At 69.2% G+C, this 17,525-nt stretch carries 13 protein-coding genes; 2 read left to right on the top strand and 11 right to left on the bottom strand.

The annotated features are described in order from the left end of the window. Nucleotides 1–66 precede the first annotated feature (66 nt). Nucleotides 67–3,618: a DNA polymerase III subunit alpha gene (dnaE, locus tag ACQBAU_RS08925; protein ID WP_465256581.1), complete on the bottom strand. Its 3,552-nt coding sequence runs from the start codon at nt 3,616–3,618 to the stop codon at nt 67–69. A gap of 335 nt (nt 3,619–3,953) precedes the next feature. On the opposite strand from dnaE, the gene ACQBAU_RS08920 reads away from it, so the two are divergent. Further along, nucleotides 3,954–4,739, top strand: a complete 786-nt coding sequence (locus ACQBAU_RS08920) for a HipA family kinase (RefSeq protein WP_434550589.1) — start codon at nt 3,954–3,956, stop codon at nt 4,737–4,739. Then, complete coding sequence (locus tag ACQBAU_RS08915; RefSeq protein ID WP_434550590.1) at nt 4,739–5,107, top strand: DUF3037 domain-containing protein; 369 nt, start codon at nt 4,739–4,741, stop codon at nt 5,105–5,107. The genes ACQBAU_RS08920 and ACQBAU_RS08915 overlap by 1 nt, the downstream gene beginning before the upstream one ends. Before the next feature lie 63 nt (nt 5,108–5,170). Here the strand turns inward: ACQBAU_RS08915 and ACQBAU_RS08910 are convergent, their stop codons facing one another. The 10 genes from ACQBAU_RS08910 to trpB all read right to left on the bottom strand — a co-directional run bounded on the left by ACQBAU_RS08910 (nt 5,171) and on the right by trpB (nt 17,490). Then, the gene (locus ACQBAU_RS08910; RefSeq protein WP_465256580.1) at nt 5,171–5,464 is read right to left on the bottom strand and encodes a hypothetical protein; all 294 of its coding nucleotides are present in this window, start codon (nt 5,462–5,464) and stop codon (nt 5,171–5,173) included. Between the two features lie 54 nt (nt 5,465–5,518). Then, a protein-coding gene (locus ACQBAU_RS08905; protein WP_465256579.1) for an IS5 family transposase occupies nt 5,519–6,407 on the bottom strand; the annotation gives its coding sequence in 2 pieces (ribosomal slippage) (nt 5,519–6,062 and nt 6,061–6,407; 891 coding nt in all). Between the two features lie 46 nt (nt 6,408–6,453). Then, nucleotides 6,454–7,914: a glutamate synthase subunit beta gene (locus ACQBAU_RS08900; protein ID WP_465256578.1), complete on the bottom strand. Its 1,461-nt coding sequence runs from the start codon at nt 7,912–7,914 to the stop codon at nt 6,454–6,456. Then, entirely contained in the window at nt 7,907–12,355 is a 4,449-nt protein-coding gene (gltB, locus tag ACQBAU_RS08895) for a glutamate synthase large subunit (protein ID WP_465259502.1), read from the bottom strand. Before gltB ends, ACQBAU_RS08900 begins: the two co-directional genes overlap by 8 nt. A gap of 210 nt (nt 12,356–12,565) precedes the next feature. Beyond that, nucleotides 12,566–13,459: a prolipoprotein diacylglyceryl transferase gene (gene lgt / locus ACQBAU_RS08890; RefSeq protein ID WP_465256576.1), complete on the bottom strand. Its 894-nt coding sequence runs from the start codon at nt 13,457–13,459 to the stop codon at nt 12,566–12,568. Between the two features lie 19 nt (nt 13,460–13,478). Next, nucleotides 13,479–14,222 (bottom strand): DsbA family protein, encoded by a 744-nt coding sequence (locus ACQBAU_RS08885; RefSeq protein WP_465256575.1) that lies wholly within the window; start codon nt 14,220–14,222, stop codon nt 13,479–13,481. A 16-nt stretch (nt 14,223–14,238) separates the two neighbouring features. Next, the gene (locus ACQBAU_RS08880) at nt 14,239–14,721 is read right to left on the bottom strand and encodes a MauE/DoxX family redox-associated membrane protein (protein WP_465256574.1); all 483 of its coding nucleotides are present in this window, start codon (nt 14,719–14,721) and stop codon (nt 14,239–14,241) included. A gap of 10 nt (nt 14,722–14,731) precedes the next feature. After that, nucleotides 14,732–15,376, bottom strand: coding sequence for an SCO family protein (locus ACQBAU_RS08875; RefSeq protein ID WP_465256573.1), 645 nt, complete (start codon nt 15,374–15,376; stop codon nt 14,732–14,734). 6 nt (nt 15,377–15,382) lie between these two features. Beyond that, the gene (gene trpA / locus ACQBAU_RS08870) at nt 15,383–16,240 is read right to left on the bottom strand and encodes a tryptophan synthase subunit alpha (RefSeq protein ID WP_465256572.1); all 858 of its coding nucleotides are present in this window, start codon (nt 16,238–16,240) and stop codon (nt 15,383–15,385) included. After that, nucleotides 16,237–17,490 carry a tryptophan synthase subunit beta gene (trpB, locus tag ACQBAU_RS08865; RefSeq protein ID WP_434550598.1) on the bottom strand — a complete coding sequence of 418 codons (1,254 nt, stop codon included), beginning with the start codon at nt 17,488–17,490 and terminating at the stop codon, nt 16,237–16,239. The genes trpA and trpB overlap by 4 nt, the downstream gene beginning before the upstream one ends. Nucleotides 17,491–17,525 lie beyond the last annotated feature (35 nt).

Here is a 17,525-nt window from a genome sequence, read left to right as displayed (position 1 = left end):
ACCATCGATCCTTGCGTCACGCGCGCGGTCAGTCGTACGCGCCCGAGGCCGAAGCTCCCGACCCCATCAGCCCGCCAGACATGACGGGCCCAGCAGGGCCTTGAGGTCGGCCATCAGTGGTGGCGACGGGGTCACCCGCAGCTGCTCGTGCAGCCGCATCATGGTCTGTCGCCCGCCACCGGAGTCGAGCCGGAGCCGCACCTCGGTCACACCCGGATGCGCGGTCAGCACCGACTTCAGCTTTTCCACCACCGGCGGGGTGCAGCGCACCGCCGGCAGGCTGATCACGACCGGCCCGGTCGCGCCCTCCAAGGTGGTGTCGGGCAACGACAACTCCTGGCCGTGCAACTCCACCGACTCGTCCCGCGACGAGACCCGGCCACGGACCCGGACCACGGTGTCGGTCGCCAACTGGGTCGACACCAGTGCGTACACCTTGGGGAACAGCAGGACGTCGACCGACGCCTCCAGGTCCTCCACGGTGATGATCGCCCAGTAGTCGCCCTTCTTGGTCTGCTTGCGCTGCACCTGGGTGATCATCCCGGCGATCGCGTACTGGCCCTCCCGCGGCCCGTCCTCGGCGATCAACTCCCCGATCGAGATGTCACGCTCGGCGGACAGGATGTGCTCCAACCCCTGCAGCGGGTGGTCGGACACGTACAGCCCCAACATCTCCCGCTCCAACGCCAGTTTGGTCCGCTTGTCCCAGTCGGGCAGGTCGGGGATCTCGGCGGTGAAGCCGGTGCCCCCGGTCCCGCCGTCGTCGTCGCCGCCGAACCCGGCGAACAGGTCGTCCTGCCCGTTCGCCTCGTTGCGCTTGAGGTCGATCACCTCGTCCACGGCCTGCTCGTGGATCGCGACCAACGCCCGCCGCGGGTGCCCCATCGAGTCGAACGCGCCGGCCTTGATCAACGAATCGATCACCCGCTTGTTGCAGGCGGCCAACGGGATGTTGTCGAGGAACTCGTGGAAGTCCTTCGCCTTGCCGTGCTCGGTACGCGCGGCGACGATGCCCTCCACCACGTTCGCGCCGACGTTGCGGATCGCGGTCAGCCCGAACCGGATGTCGGTGCCGACCGGGGTGAAGTCGGCCTCCGACTCGTTGACGTCCGGCGGCAGCACCTTGATGCCGAGCCGGCGACACTCGCCGAGGTAGATCGCCATCTTGTCCTTGTCGTCCTTCACCGAGGTGAGGACGGCAGCCATGTACTCGGCGCCGTAGTTCGCCTTCAGGTACGCGGTCCAGTACGACACCAGCCCGTACGCGGCGGCGTGCGACTTGTTGAAGCCGTAGTCGGAGAACGGCACCAAGGTGTCCCACAGTGCCTTGATCGCGGCGGCGCTGTACCCGTTGTCCTGCATCCCCTTCTCGAAGTTGACGTACTCGGCGTCGAGCACCTCCTTCTTCTTCTTGCCCATCGCGCGACGCAGCAGGTCGGCGTTGCCGAGCGTGTAGCCGGCCAGCCGCTGCGCGATCTCCATCACCTGCTCCTGGTAGACCAGCAGCCCGTAGGTGTCGCCGAGCAACTCGTCGAGGGCTTCCTCGAGCTCGGTGTGGATGTGGGTCACCGGCTGCTGTCCGGTCTTGCGCAGCGCGTAGTTGATGTGGGTGTTGGTGCCCATCGGGCCGGGTCGGTAGAGCGCACCGAGCGCGGTGATGTCGTCGAACCGGTCGGGCCGCATCAGCCGGCACAGTTGCCGGTAGCCCGATCCGTCGAACTGGAACACCCCGAGCGTGTCACCCCGGCCGAGCAGTTGGTACGTCGCCTCGTCGGTGGTGTCGGCGGCCAACGCGTCCAGGTCGATGTCGAGGTCACGGTTCAGCTTCACGTTCTTGACCGCGTCGTCGAGGATCGTCAGGTTGCGCAACCCGAGGAAGTCCATCTTGACCAGTCCGAGTGCCTCACAGCCCGGGTAGTCGAACTGGGTGATGATCGCGCCGTCCTGCTCGCGCTTCATGATCGGGATGATGTCGATCAACGGGTCGGACGACATGATCACGCCGGCCGCGTGGACACCCCACTGCCGCTTCAGTCCCTCGATGCCGACGGCCTTGTCGAAGATCCCCTGCGCCTCGGGGTCCTGGGTCAACAGGGTGCGGAACTCGCCGCCCTCGGCGTACCGCTTGTGTTCGGGGTCGTGGATGTCGGCGAGCGGGACGTCCTTGCCCATGACCGCCGGCGGCATCGCCTTGGTGATCGTGTCGCCGGTGGAGAACGGATAGCCCATCACCCGGGCGGAGTCCTTGATCGCCTGCTTGGCCTTGATCGTGCCGTACGTGACGATCTGGCTGACCCGGTCGTCGCCGTACTTGTCGGAGACGTACTTGATCACCTCACCGCGACGACGTTCGTCGAAGTCGATGTCGAAGTCGGGCATCGACATCCGCTCGGGGTTGAGGAACCGCTCGAAGAAGAGTTTGTGCTGCAACGGATCCAGGTCGGTGATCCGCATCGCGTACGCACACATCGAGCCGGCACCCGAACCACGACCCGGCCCGACCCGGATGCCGTTCTCCTTGGCCCAGTTGATGAAGTCGGCGACCACCAGGAAGTAGCCCGGGTAGCCCTTGCCGATGATCACCTCCTGTTCGAAGGCGGCCCGCTCCCGCACCTCGGCCGGGATCCCGTTCGGGTAGCGGACGGCCAGCCCACGCTCGACCTCCTTGATGAACCACGAGGTCTCGTCCTCACCGGGCGGGCACGGGAACCGCGGCATGTAGCGGCCCTCACCCTCGGTGAACTCGATGTTGCAGCGCTCGGCGATCGCCAGGGTGTTGTCGCAGGCCTGGGGCAACTCGGCGAACAGCTGCCGCATCTCGGTGGCACCCTTGAGGTAGTAGCCGCTGCCGTCGAACTTGAAGCGCTTCGGGTCGTCCATCGTCGACCCGGACTGCACGCACAGCAGCACCTCGTGCGCGGCGGCGTCGGACTCCTTCACGTAGTGCAGGTCGTTGGTGGCCACCAACGGCAGGTCGAGGTCCTTCGACAGTCGGAGCAGGTCCTCGCGCACCCGACGTTCGATCGACAACCCGTGGTCCATCAGCTCGACGTAGTAGTTCTCGGCGCCGAAGATGTCGCGGAACTCCGCGGCCGACGCGCGCGCCTGGTCGTACCGGCCGAGCCGCAGCAGGGTCTGCACCTCACCCGACGGGCAGCCGGTGGTGGCGATCAGGCCCTTGGCGTACTCGGTGAGGATCTCCCGGTCGGCCCGCGGCTTGTAGAAGAACCCCTCCAGCGACGACCGCGACGACAACCGGAACAGGTTGTGCATCCCCGGGGTGTCGGCGGCCAGCAGCGTGAGGTGGGTGTAGGCACCGGAGCCCGACACGTCGTCGCCCCCGCCGTCACCCCAGCGGACCCGCTTGCGCTCGGAGCGGTGGGTGTTGGGCGTCAGGTACGCCTCCAGCCCGATGATCGGCTTGACCCCGGACCCCTTCGACCCCTTGTAGAACTCGTACGCCCCGTACAGGTTGCCGTGGTCGGTCATCGCGATCGCCGGCATCCCGAGCCCGGCGGCGGTGCTGAACAGGTCCGAGATGCGGGCCGCACCGTCCAACATCGAGAACTCCGAGTGGACGTGCAGGTGGACGAAGTCGCCGTCGGACCGTACTGCCATGACGCTGTGGAACCTCCCGAACCTGCCCGACCAACCGTATCGCCACCGTGCCGCCGAGACCGTGTCACCGTGGGGCCCCCAGCCTAGTCCGGGACCCCGACGGGATCGGCCACCGACACCGGCCGGACCGGACCCCGTTTCCGGCGAATGTGACGGTTTGGTCAACCTCCCGTGAAAAGTTGGGAACTTGGGCAAGTTCTAGTACGTTTGACCCACGACGGCCGCGGCAGGAGCTGTGGAGCGGTGCGGGCAGTGCACTGGGGGACCTCGACAAGCTCCGCCGCGGCCGTTCTTTCTTGTCATGACGGGTTCTTCGTGACGATAGGTTGAGGGCTGTGAGCCCTCCCGGACCCGTCATCTCGCCCCTGGCCACCGTGCGGGCGCTGACGTACCTGACACCACTGCGTGAGGGCGGTTCGCTGCCCGGCCTGGTGGAGGCCGACGACCTCGGCACCCACGTCGTCAAGTTCACCGGAGCCGGGCAGGGGCCCCGCGCCCTGGTGGCCGAGATCATCGTCGGGTCGCTGGCGCGGCTGCTGGACATTCCCACCCCCGAGCTGAAGCTGATCGTGGTCGACGACGAGCTGGGTCGCCGGGACCCCGACGAGGAGGTCAACGACCTCATCACCGCCAGTGCCGGGCTCAATCTGGCCAGCGACTTCCTGCCCGGCGCGATCGGTTATGACCGTGGCATCCCGATGGAGGTCGCCACCGCGTCCCGCATCGTGTGGCTGGACGCGTTGTGCGCCAACGTCGACCGCAGTGAACGCAACACCAACCTGCTGCTGTGGGGTGGCAAGGTGTGGGCGATCGACCACGGCGCCTGCCTCGGATTCCACCACTCCTGGTCGCGTGCCGGCTCGTACGTCCGAGCCCCCTACCGCTACGACGACCACGTGCTCGCCGACGTCGGCGCACCGCAGCTGGTGCACGCCGAGTTGGCACCCCGGGTCACCGCCGAAGCGCTCGACGAGATCACGGCACTGGTGCCTGACGCGTGGCTTGAGCCCGATCCGACCCGGCCGGACCCGGCGGCACCGGCCGACGCCGCGGCGGCCCGGATCGCCTATCGCGACACCATCCTGTCCCGGCTCGACGCCGCCCAGGGGTGGTTGCGGTGATGCCCTTCCAGTACGCGCTGTTGCGCGCGGTGCCACGGGTCGACCGGGGTGAGCAGGTCAACGTCGGCCTGGTGCTGTACTGCCAGCAGGCCGAGTTCCTCGACTGCCTGGTGAGGGTGCGGGCCGATCGGCTCCGCGCCCTCGACCCGGAGACGGACGTGGCCGCGATCTCGGCCGCCGTCGCGGCGTTCGAGCGGTGGTGCCACACGCCCGTGGGATCGGCCCGACACGGCAGCGGCCTCGCGACCCGGTTCGGGATGCTCGTCGCGCCCCGGTCAACGGTGCTGCAGCCAGGCCCGGTGCACGCCGGACTGACCGACGCCCCCGCCGACACCCTGGGCCGGCTGGTCCGCCGGCTGGTCGACTAGGGCGTGTCTCCCTATGGTTCTGGCGGTGGCCCCGACGTTTCGTATAGCGGTTTAGTTCAGGGGTCAGCCTGATCCGCCCCCGGATGATGGTCCGTCGGGGATAAGCAGACCGGTGGTGATGTATGCCAGCGCTCCCAGAGTCAGCCCGACGCCGAACCAGATCGCCCAGGATCCCCATCCGCGGCGCAGGCGTTGCCCGACAAGGCCGGCGATGAGAACCAAGGGACCGACGCACCAGCCGAAGAACCCGAAGATGGAGAGGCCGAGGCCGACGGGGATGGCGAGCACGGCTACCACCGCCGTGCTCGCAGTGAGCTGCCGGCCACGTACACACGGCTGGGTGTCGGGTTCTGTCATGCCTGACCACCTCCACGGTCTCCGTTGCGCGTGGCCCCGGTTACCTCGATCCATCTACCGTAGTGCACGGAGCCAGATCGTGATGGCGCGGAGGACGACGCCGCCTCGGTAGGTCAAGGCGAGCTTGTCGTAGCGGGTGGCCAGGGCGCGCCACTGCTTGAAGATGTTGAAGGAGCGTTCGACGACGTTGCGCCGCTTGTAAGCCTCGGTGTCGTAGCTGACCGGTCGTCCGCCCTCGCACCCGCGGCGTTGACGGTTGGCGATCTGGTCTGAGCGTTCGGGGATGACGGCCTGGATGCCGCGCCGTCGCAGGAACTGGCGGTTGGCCCGCGAGGAGTACGCCTTATCGCCCAGCGCCCGCACCGGCGTGGTCCGCGGCCGCCCTGGGCCGACGCGGGGGACACTCAGCGACTTCATGACGTGCTCGAACATCGGGGAGTCCCCGCCCTGACCGGGCCCCAAGAGCATCACCAGCGGGCGCATGTTCCCGTCGCACAGGTGGTGGATCTTCGTCGAGAGCCCGCCGCGGGAGCGTCCGACAGCGTGGTCAGGCGGCTCCTCGCGCAGATTCGTGTAGTTCGACAGAGCCCCCTGTGTCCCGGGGCAGGTTCGTCGCGTGCTGGTGAGCCCGGTTGACCGTGGAGTCGACCGAGACCTCCCAGTCGATCAACCCGGCCGCGTCGGCCTCAGCGAGCAACACCGTCAAGATGGCGTCCCAGGTGCCGTCGCCGCTGAAGCGGCGGTGGCGCTTCCATACCGTCTGCCACGGCCCGAAGCGCTCGGGAAGATCACGCCACGCGATCCCGGCCCGGTAGCGATAGATGATCCCTTCGACGACCATGCGGTGATCCCGAAAGGGCCGGCCCCTCCGCCCGTTCGAGCGCGGCATCAACGGCTCGATCAACTCCCACTGGCCGTCGCTCAGCAATGCAGTTCGCGACACCCCCGCAGCGTCTCAGCGCAACGCCCCAACCTTTGGGAGACACGCCCTAGACCGTGATCGCCACGTCACTCGGTCGTACGGGGCGTGGCAGCTTCGACTCCCCCGCCAGGTACTCGTCCACCGCGGCCGCGCAGGCGCGACCCTCGGCGATCGCCCACACGATCAGTGACTGGCCCCGTCCGGCGTCGCCGCACACGTACACCCCGGGGACGTTGGTGGCCCAGTCGTTGTCCCGGGCGATCAGGCCCGGCTCGTCGAGGGCGACCCCCAGTTGCTCCGGCACCGAGGTCTCCGGGCCGGTGTAGCCCATCGCCAACAGCACCAGGTCGCACGGGATCACCCGTTCGGTGCCGGGCACCGGAGTGTTGACCCGGTTCTCGCGGACCACGTCGACCAGCTTCAGGCCAGTGACCCGACCGTCCTCGCCGGTGAACTCGACCGTGGACGCCCGGTACACCTGGTCGCCGCCCTCCTCGTTCGCCGAGGACACCCGGAACACCCGCGGGTACATCGGCCACGGCTCATGGTCGGCCCGGTCGGTCGGCGGCTCGACGTTGTGGTCGAGCTGGGTGACCGACGCCGCACCTTGGCGCAACGCCGTACCGAGGCAGTCGGCGCCGGTGTCGCCGCCGCCGATGATCACCACGTGCTTGCCGGCGGCGTCGATCAGGCCGGGGGCCGAACGACCCAGGCTGGCGTGGTTCGCCGGCACCAGGTAGTCCATCGCGAAGTGGATGCCGGCCAGCTCCCGGCCCGGCAGGGCGACGTCGCGGGGCACGGTCGCCCCGGTTGCCACCACGACCGCGTCGTAGCGTTCCTTGAGCTGCCGACCGGTCACGTCGCGGCCGACCTCCACGTTGCAACGGAAGTTGGTGCCCTCGTCCTTCAGCTGCCGAATCCGCCGGTCGAGGATGTGCTTCTCCATCTTGAACTCGGGGATCCCGTAGCGCAGCAGCCCGCCCGGGGCGTCGTCGCGCTCGAACACCGCGACGGTGTGGCCGGCGCGGGTGAGTTGTTGGGCCGCGGCCAGCCCGGCCGGACCCGAACCGATCACCGCGACGGTGTGACCGGTGTGCCAGTCCGGTTGCTGCGGCTCCACCCGACGGTCGGCGAAACCCTTGTCGATGATGGCGACCTCGACGTTCTTGATCGTCACCGCGTCCCGGCTGATCGCCACCACACAGGCGGTCTCACACGGTGCCGGGCACAGCCGACCGGTGAACTCCGGGAAGTTGTTGGTGGCGTGCAGCCGGTCGAGGGCGGCCTCCCAGTCGTCGGAGTGGACCAGGCCGTTCCACTCCGGTACCAGGTTGCCCAGTGGGCAACCGTTGTGGCAGAACGGGATGCCGCAGTCCATGCAGCGGCCCGCCTGTTCGGTGATGATCGGCAGCAGCGCCTTTCCCGGACCGCCGGGGTACACCTCGTTCCAGTCGCCGAGGCGTTCGGCGACGGGCCGCTTGGTGGCCTCGCGGCGATCGGTGGTGATGAACCCTCGGGGATCAGCCATGAGCCGCCTCCATCATCCGCAGTGCACGTTCGTTCTCGTCGAGCCCGTCGGCCAGCGCGGCCTCCCCGGCGGCCCGGACCCGGGCCCAGTCCCGCGGGACGACCTTGGTGAACCGGTCGCGCCAGCTCGGTCCGGCCGCCAGCACCCGGGCCGCGACGGCCGAGTCGGTGAGCTCGACGTGCCGCAGCAGCAGTTGCGCCAGGTGGTCGACGTCGCCGTCGCCGAGCGGGTGCGTGTCGACCAGCTCGGTGTTGATCAACGACTCGTTCGCGTCGAGCAGGTACGCCACCCCGCCGGACATGCCGGCCGCCACGTTCCGGCCGGTGGGGCCCAGGATCACCACCTCACCGCCGGTCATGTACTCGCACGCGTGGTCGCCGACCCCTTCGACCACCGCGGTGGCCCCGGAGTTGCGGACCGCGAACCGTTCGCCGACCTGGCCACGCAGGAACAGCTCACCGGAGGTGGCGCCGTACCCGATCACGTTGCCGGCGACGATGTTCTCCTCCGCCGGGCGGCTGGCGGCCACCGGTGGTCGGACCACGATCCGACCACCCGACAGTCCCTTGCCCACGTAGTCGTTGCCGTCGCCGACCAGCCGCAGGGTGACCCCCGACGGCAGGAACGCGCCGAACGACTGGCCGGCCGACCCGGTCAGCGTCAGCTCGACGGTGCCGTCGGGAAGTCCGGCGCCGCCGTACCGGCGGGTGACCTCGTGGCCGAGTCGGGTGCCGACGGTGCGGTGGATGTTGCGGACCGCGACCTCGGCGCGGACCGGTTCCCCGCGCTCCAACGCCGGCTCGGCGATCTTGATCAACTCGGTGTCGAGACCGGCCTCGAGGGCGTGGTCCTGATTGGTCGTACGGCGTCGCACGCCACCCGGGTCGCCTGCCGTGGCGAGGATCGGTGACAGGTCGAGCCCGTGTGCCTTCCAGTGTCCGGCGGCCGGTCGCCAGTCCAGCGACTCCACCTGGCCGACGGCCTCGTCGATGCTCCGGAAGCCCAACGCAGCAAGGTGTTCGCGGACCTCCTCGGCGATGAACTCGAAGAAGTTGATCACGAACTCCGGCTTGCCGGTGAACTTCTGCCGCAGCTCCGGGTTCTGCGTGGCCACGCCGACCGGACAGGTGTCAAGATGGCAGACCCGCATCATCACACAGCCCGACACGACCAGCGGTGCGGTGGCGAAACCGAACTCCTCGGCCCCCAACAACGCGGCCACCACGACGTCGCGCCCGGTCTTCAGCTGGCCGTCGACCTGGACGGTGATCCGATCCCGAAGTCCGTTGTGGAGCAGGGTTTGCTGAGTCTCGGCCAGCCCGAGCTCCCACGGTCCGCCGGCGTGCTTCAGCGAGGTGAGCGGTGCCGCCCCCGTACCACCGTCGTGGCCCGAGACCAGCACCACGTCGGCCTTCGCCTTCACCACCCCGGCCGCGACCGTGCCGATCCCGGCCTCCCCGACCAGCTTCACGTGCACCCGGGCTGTGGGGTTGGCGTTCTTCAGGTCGTGGATCAGCTGCTTGAGGTCCTCGATGGAGTAGATGTCGTGGTGGGGTGGCGGCGAGATCAGCCCGACCCCGGTCGTGGCGTGCCGGGTGCGGGCGATCCACGGGTACACCTTCGGGCCGGGCAGCTGGCCGCCCTCCCCCGGCTTGGCCCCCTGGGCCATCTTGATCTGGATGTCGGTGGCCCGGGTCAGGTACTCCGAAGTGACGCCGAACCGGCCGGAGGCGACCTGCTTGATCGCCGACCGCCGCTCCGGGTCGGCCAGCCGCTCGGGGTCCTCGCCCCCCTCGCCGGTGTTGGACCGGGCGCCGAGCCGGTTCATCGCGATCGCCAGGGTCTCGTGCGCCTCGGCGCTGATCGAGCCGTACGACATCGCACCGGTGCTGAAGCGCTTGACGATCGACGACACCGGCTCCACCTCGGCCAGCGGGACCGGCGGCCGGTCACTGCGGAACCGCAACATGCCGCGCAGCGTCATCAGCCGCTCGGACTGGTCGTCGACGCGGGCGGTGTAGTCCTTGAACACGTCGTAGCGGCCCTGCCGGGTGGAGTGCTGCAGCCGGAACACGGTCTCGGGGTCGAACAGGTGCTGCTCGCCCTCACGGCGCCACTGGTACTCACCGCCGACCGGCAACGTCCGGTGTGCCAGCGGGATCCCGTCGGCCGGGTAGGCGGTCAGGTGGCGTTGCCGGATCTCCTCGGCCAGTTCGGCCACCCCGATGCCGCCGAGCCGCGACTCGGTCGCGGTGAAGTGCCGGTCGACCAACTCCTTGCTGAGCCCGATCGCCTCGAAGATCTGCGCGCCGGTGTAGGAGGCGACGGTCGAGATGCCGATCTTGCTCATCACCTTCAGCACCCCCTTGCCGAGCGCCTTGATCACGTGCGCGACGGCCTGCTCGGGCTCGACGTCCACGTACACCCCACGGCGGGCGAGGTCCTCGGCCGACTCGATCGCCAGGTACGGGTTGACCGCGCCGGCGCCGTACCCGATCAACAGCGCGACGTGGTGCACCTCGCGGACGTCACCGGCCTCGACGACGAGCCCCACCTTGGTGCGGGTCTTCTCCCGGACCAGGTGATGGTGGATCGACGCGGTCAGCAGCAGCGACGGGATCGGCGCCTTCTCCGCGGTCGAGTGGCGGTCCGACAACACGATGGTGCGCGCCCCCGCGCGGATCGCCTCCGAGCACTCCCGCGCCAGCTCGTCGAGCCGGTCGGCCAACGCGGTCGCCCCACCGGCGACGTCGTACAGCCCGCGGACCACATGGGTGGCGAATCCGGGCATGTCACCGTCGACGTTGATCTTGACGATCTTGGTCAGGTCGTCGTTGTCGATCACCGGGAACGGCAGCACCAGCCGACGGCACGATGCCGGACCCGGGTCGAGCAGGTTCCACTCCGGGCCGATGGTGTTGGCCAGCGACGTCACCATCTCCTCCCGCAGTGCGTCCAGCGGCGGGTTGGTGACCTGGGCGAACAGCTGGGTGAAGTAGTCGAACAGCAACCGGGGCCGCCGGCTCAGCACCGCCAATGGGGTGTCGGTGCCCATCGCACCGATCGGCTCGGCACCGGTGTTGGCCATCGGGGCGAGCAGGATCCGCAGCTCCTCCTCGGTGTAGCCGAACACCTGCTGGCGTCGGGTCACCGACGCGTGGGAGTGGACGGTGTGCTCCCGGTCGGGCAGGTCGTCGAGGTGCAGCCGGCCGCCGAGCAACCACTCCCCGTACGGGGCGGCCTCGGCCAACTGGGCCTTGATCTCGTCGTCGGGGATGATCCGGTGCTGGGCCAGGTCGGCCAGGAACATCTTCCCCGGCTGTAGCCGGCCCTTCGACACCACGCGTTCGTCGGGGACGTCCAGCACTCCGGCCTCCGAGGCCAGCACGACCAGACCGTCGTCGGTGACCAAGAAACGCCCCGGGCGCAGCCCGTTGCGGTCGAGCACCGCACCGATCTGGGTGCCGTCGGTGAACACCACGCACGCCGGACCGTCCCACGGTTCCATCAGGCAGGCGTGGAAGGCGTAGAAGTCACGCAGCTTCGGATCCAGGGTCGGATCGTTCTCCCAGGCGGGCGGCATCATCATCAAGATCGCGTGCGGCAGTGACCGACCACCCAGGTGGAGCAGCTCGACCACCCCGTCGAAGGAGGCCGAGTCCGATGCTCCCGGGGAGCAGATCGGGAACAGCCGTGACAGGTCGCCGGGGATCACGTTCGAGGCGAGCAGTTCCTCCCGGGCCCGCATCCAGTTGCGGTTGCCGCGGACGGTGTTGATCTCGCCGTTGTGCGCGATCAGCTTGAACGGATGCGCCAGTTCCCAGTCGGGGAAGGTGTTGGTCGAGAACCGGGAGTGCACCAGCGCCATCGCGCTGGCCAGCTCGGGATCGGCCAGATCGAGGTAGAGATCGCCGAGCTGGTCGGGGGTCAGCATCCCCTTGTAGACCAGGGTACGGCCCGACAGCGACGGGAAGTAGACGCCGGCCTCCCGCTTCGACCGACGCCGCAGTGCGTGGGCCCGCCGCTCCAGCGGCATCCCCTGCACCGGCATCTCCGCGCCGGCGACGATCAGATGCTCGAACCGAGGCATCGCGCCGCGCGACACGTCACTCAGGGAGCTGTCGTCGATCGGCACCGGCCGCCAGCCGAGCACGGTGAGAGCCTCCTGGGCGGCCAACTGCTCCACCGCCGCCCGGGCCGTCGCGGCCTCGGTTTCGTCGGTGGGCAGGAATGCCAGCCCGATGGCGTACGCCCCACGCTTCGGCAGCGCGAAGTCGCAGGCCGTGCGGAGGAACTCGTCCGGCACCTGGATCATGATTCCGGCCCCGTCGCCGGTGGCGGCGTCCGCCCCGGTGGCCCCTCGATGATCAAGGTTCCGCAGCGCCTGCAGGCCCTGGGCGACGATCTCGTGGCTGGGCACCCCGGTCAGGGTGGCGACCATCGCGACACCGCAGGCGTCGTGCTCGAAGGCACGGTCGTAGAGGCCGACCTTCGCCGGCGCGGGCTTCGACGGGATGGGGGCCCGGTGTGGTCCGAGGTCAGCCGAGGCGCTCATGGTCCCTCCATCCGTCGTCCGCTGGTGCGCAGGGAAGCGTAACCCAGCATTCCGCACTGCGAAAAACATCAACGGCAATGGTGGACGTGACGTTGATTACGGTTCCTTATGAGGTGCTGCAGAATCGGTCGGTTCTGCAACCTCGGTTTCCGTGTCCGGCACAACCACGGACGCATCCACGACCTCTTCCCGGCCGGGGCGGAACCGGATCAGCCACACCAGCCAGACCAGGGCTGCCACGAACACGATCAGTGAGGTGTAGTTGTTGAGGCGGAAGCCGCCGATGGTGTTGACGGCGTCGATCCGCAGCGCCTCGATCCAGAATCGGCCCACGGTGTAGAGCACCACGTACAGCGCGAACACCTTGCCGTGACCGAGCCGGAACCGGCGATCGGCCCAGAGCAGCACCGCCAAGACACCGAGGTTCCACAACATCTCGTACAGGAAGGTCGGGTGGAACGTGTCGAACTGTTCGAACCCGGCGGGCCGGTTCGCGGGGTCGATCGCCAGCCCCCACGGCAGGTCGGTCGGCCGGCCGAACAGTTCTTGGTTGAACCAGTTGCCGAGTCGCCCGATCGCCTGGGCGAGCACGATCCCCGGTGCCATCGTGTCGGCGATCGCCAGGAAGCTGGCGCCCCGCTTCCGGGCGACCAACCACGCCCCGAGCGCCCCCAGCGCGACGGCACCCCAGATGCCGAGACCGCCCTCCCAGATGTAGAGCGCCCGGATCGGGTCACGACCGGGGCCGAAGTAGAGCTGGTAGTCGGTGATGACGTGGTAGATCCGGGCCCCGATGATGCCCAACGGCACTGCCACGATGGCGACGGTCTCGATGGTCTCGGGGTTGCCGCCGCGTGCCTTCCAGCGCCGCATCGACAGCACGAGCGCCACCACGATGCCGGCCAGGATGCAGATCGCGTACGCCCGGATCGGGAACCCGAGGACGTACCACACCCCGGACGGCGGACTGGGGATCACGTACGGGAACACGGGCGTCCTCTCGCCTCGGTCAGGCCGCGAGCAGCTGACGCATGTCGTCGACCGACAGCCGACCGTAGTCGACGGTCTCACCGTCCAGCAGGACCGTCGGAGTGCCGGTGATGCCCTGCTGTTCGGCCGTGGTCGAGATCGAGGCTACCCAACCCATCTGCTGCTGTCCGGTGACGCACTGGGTGAACTCGTCGGTCGCGGTGTGGCCGACCTCGTCGGGCAGTGCCAGCAGTTGCTCGTCGGTCCACTGCCGTGTCGCGTTCGCGAACAGCCCGTTGAAGTAGGCGCGTGGGAATCCGGCCCGGGCCGAACAGGCGAAGCCGTTGGCCGCCTGCACCGAGCCCTGGTCGATGAACGACATCGGGTAGACGAGCAGCTGCAGCTGGCCGGTGTTCTCCGCCTCGAGGACCACGTCGCCGAACTTCTCCTCGAAGCCGACACAGTGGACACAGTGGAAGTCGACGTACAGCGTCATGGTGCGGGGCGCATCGGTCCGGCCGAACCGGATCGGCTGCCCCTCGGTCGGCTCCTGCTGCACCTCGACGATGGCCGCGGCCTGGGCACTGCGGCCGGCGTTGGAGTTGGAGTCGACGACCAGCCACACCACACCGCCGATGACCAGCGCAATCGCCAGGCCGAGCGCGATGCCGATGACGGTACGGCGTTCCCGCCGCCGCCGCTCGACGCGGGCCCGCTCCTCGGCCATCCTGGCCCGCTGCGACCTACCCTGCGCCCCGATCTTCTTCTTGGCCGGCTTGCTCACCGCTCCACCTCTCCGATCACTCGTCGTCGTCCAGTTCTGCGTACCGCGCGTCGAGGCCGAACCTCGAGCGCGGGAAGACCACCAACCACGCGGCCAGGGCGATGAACCCCAGGTCGCGCAGGATCTCGGCGAGGTACTGGGTCTCCCCCGGCGCGACCTGACCGCCACCGCCGAAGCAGCCGCAGTCGATCGTCAGCCCGCGGGCCCAGGCCGAGGCGACCCCGGCGATGAACACCACCATCAGTACCGCGGTGCCGACCGCGACCCATCGGGTCAGCAGGCCGAGCAGCAACAACGACCCCATCGCGACCTCGAGCAACGGTAGCCCGTACCCGACGATCGGGATCAACGCCTGCGGCAGCAGTTCGTACGCGGCGACCGCCTGCAGGGCGACCAGCGGCTCGACCAGCTTGGCCAGTCCGGCCCACAGCAGGATCCCGGCCAGGGCGAGGCGCACCAACAGCGACAGCCACGGCTGCACCCGGGCGAAGCTGGTCACCACCTCACCGTCACTGCTCGGCGACGAGGCGCTGGTAGTCGGCCATCAGGTCACCGATCGGGGTGCCGGGCGTCCACACCATGACCCCCTGGTCCTTGGCGTTGATGCCGATCACCTGGGCTCCGTGGCCGACCTCGTACCCCCCACTGGGCAACTTCTTCATGCCTTCGATGGGGACGCCGAGCGGCTTCGCCAGCGCCTTGATGTCCGACATCTCACCGGTCAGTCCGACGAAGGTCGGGTCGAACCGGTCGAGGTAGGCCTCGATCGCGTCGGGGGTGTCACGGTTCGGATCGGTGGTGACGAACACCATGGTGATCCGGTCGGCCACCCCCGGGTCGCTGCGCTTCAGCGCCATCGCGACGTCGGACAGCACGGCGATGCACACGTCGGGGCAGTTCGTGTAGCCGAAGAAGACCAGGGTGACCGGGGTCGACGGGCTGGTCCGCAGGTTGTACGACTGCCCGTGGGCGTCGGTCAGCGAGAGGTCGGGCACCTCGTACGGGGTGGTGACCCTGGTGCCGCCCCAGCCGTCGTCGCCCGGGTCGTTCACCACGACCGGCCCCTGCTCGGTGGTCGGCGCGACGCACCCGGCGACGGCGAACAGCAGGACGATGACCACCGCCAGGACGGCAGGACGCAAAGTTCGACTCACACGTGTTCAACCCTGCCGGGCGCCGAATTGTTCCCGGTCGGCCCGGCGGACACCGGCAGCGAGTTCGGCCGCGAGCTCGGCGAGCCCGGACAGGTCATCGGGGTTCCCGGCGGCCTCGGCGGCCAACAACTGCTTCACCAGGGCCGACCCGACGATCACCCCGTCGGCGAACCCAGCCACCTCGGCGGCCTGGTCACCGTCGGCGACGCCCAGTCCGACGCCGACCAGGGTGTCGGGGCTGGTGGCCCGGATCCGGGCGACGAGTTCGGGGGCCATCGAGCTGACGTTCGTCCGGGTCCCGGTGACGCCCATCAGCGCGGTGGCGTACACCCAACCCCGGCACGCCTCGAGCGTCATCGCGAGTCGCTCGTCGGTCGACGACGGCGACACCAGGAAGATGCGGTCCAGTCCGTGGGTGTCGGAGGCGGCGATCCACGCGTCGGCCTCGTCGGGGGTCAGGTCGGGGGTGATCAACCCGGATCCGCCGGCGGCGGCGAGGTCGCGGGCGAAGGCGTCCACCCCGTACCGCTCGACCAGGTTCCAGTAGATCATCGAGACCGCGGGGGTGCCGGTCGCGGCGACCCGTTCGACGGCGCCGAAGAGGTCCCGCACCCGGACGCCGCGCTGCAGCGCGCGGGTGGTCGCCCGCTGCACCGTCACCCCGTCCATCACCGGATCGGAGTACGGCATCCCGACCTCGATCAGGTCGGCGTGCTCGGCGACGGTCTCCATCGCCCGGTACGAGGTCTCGACGTCGGGGTAGCCGACGGGGAGGTAGGCGACGAACGCACCGCGCCCCTCGTCGCGGGCACGACTGAACGCGGTGGCCGACGTGTTGGGGTTGGGGTCGGTGTTGGTGCTCATGCGTCGGCCCCCGACACGCTGTCGGGTCGGCCGTCGAGGCCGAACCATTCGATCGCGGTCGCCACGTCCTTGTCGCCACGACCGGACAGGTTGACCAGGATCAGCGGCGGCTCACCGCCGGTGCCACGCTCGCGGACCAGCCGACGGCCGAGCCGTAGCGCACCGGCCACCGCGTGGGCGGACTCGATCGCGGGCAGGATGCCCTCGGTCCGGGTCAGCAGCCGCAACGCCGCCATCGCCTCGTCGTCGGTCACCGCCTCGTAGTGGGCGCGACCGCTCCGGGCCAGCCACGCGTGCTCAGGGCCCACCCCGGGGTAGTCGAGTCCGGCCGACACCGAGTGTGACTCCTTGGTCTGGCCGTCGGCGTCCTGCAGCACATAGGTGCGCATCCCGTGCAGCACCCCGATGTTGCCCTCGGTGACGGTGGCGGCGTGGCGCCCGCTGGCCAGGCCCTCGCCGCCGGCCTCGAAGCCGTACAGCGCGACGCCGGTGTCGTCGACGAAGTCGGCGAAGATGCCCATCGCATTGGACCCACCACCGACGCAGGCGGCCACCGCATCGGGCAGCCGGCCGTACCGCTGCTGGACCTGGGCGCGGGCCTCGGCCCCGATGATCCGCTGGAACTCGCGCACCAGCATCGGGAACGGGTGCGGGCCGCCGACCGACCCGATCAGGTAGTGGGTGGTGTCGACCGTCGACACCCAGTCGCGCAGGGCGTCGTTCATCGCGTCCTTCAAGGTCCGGCTGCCGGAGGCGACCGCGACCACCTCGGCGCCGAGCAACTGCATCCGGGCGACGTTGAGGGCCTGCCGTTCGGTGTCGACCTCACCCATGTAGACCGTGCACTCCAACCCCAGCAGGGCTGCCGCGGTCGCGGTCGCCACCCCGTGCTGCCCGGCACCGGTCTCGGCGATCACCCGGGTCTTGCCCATCCGCTGGGTCAGCAACGCCTGCCCGAGGACGTTGTTGATCTTGTGGGACCCGGTGTGGTTGAGGTCCTCCCGCTTCAGCAGGATCCGCGCCCCGTCGGCGTGCTCGGAGAGCCGGTGGGCCTCGGTCAGCGGTGAGGGCCGCCCGGCGTAGTCGGTGAGCAGCCCGTCGAGCCGGCGGGTGAACTCGGGGTCGTTGCGGGCCGACTCGAAGGCCTTCTCCAGTTCGGTCAGCGCGGCGTGCAGTGCCTCGGGGACGAACTTGCCGCCGAAGTCCTCGAAGTGGCCCGACGGATCAGGACCGGACGATGGTGGGGTCACGGACACGGAAGCCTTTCTCAACAGGAACGATCAGC

It is taken from the genome of Carbonicoccus niuqiaonis (assembly GCF_050157065.1).
GTDB lineage: Bacteria > Actinomycetota > Actinomycetes > Propionibacteriales > Propionibacteriaceae > Avipropionibacterium.
Note: the sequence above shows the minus strand (reverse complement) of the source record. Positions and strands in the feature narration are given on the sequence as shown.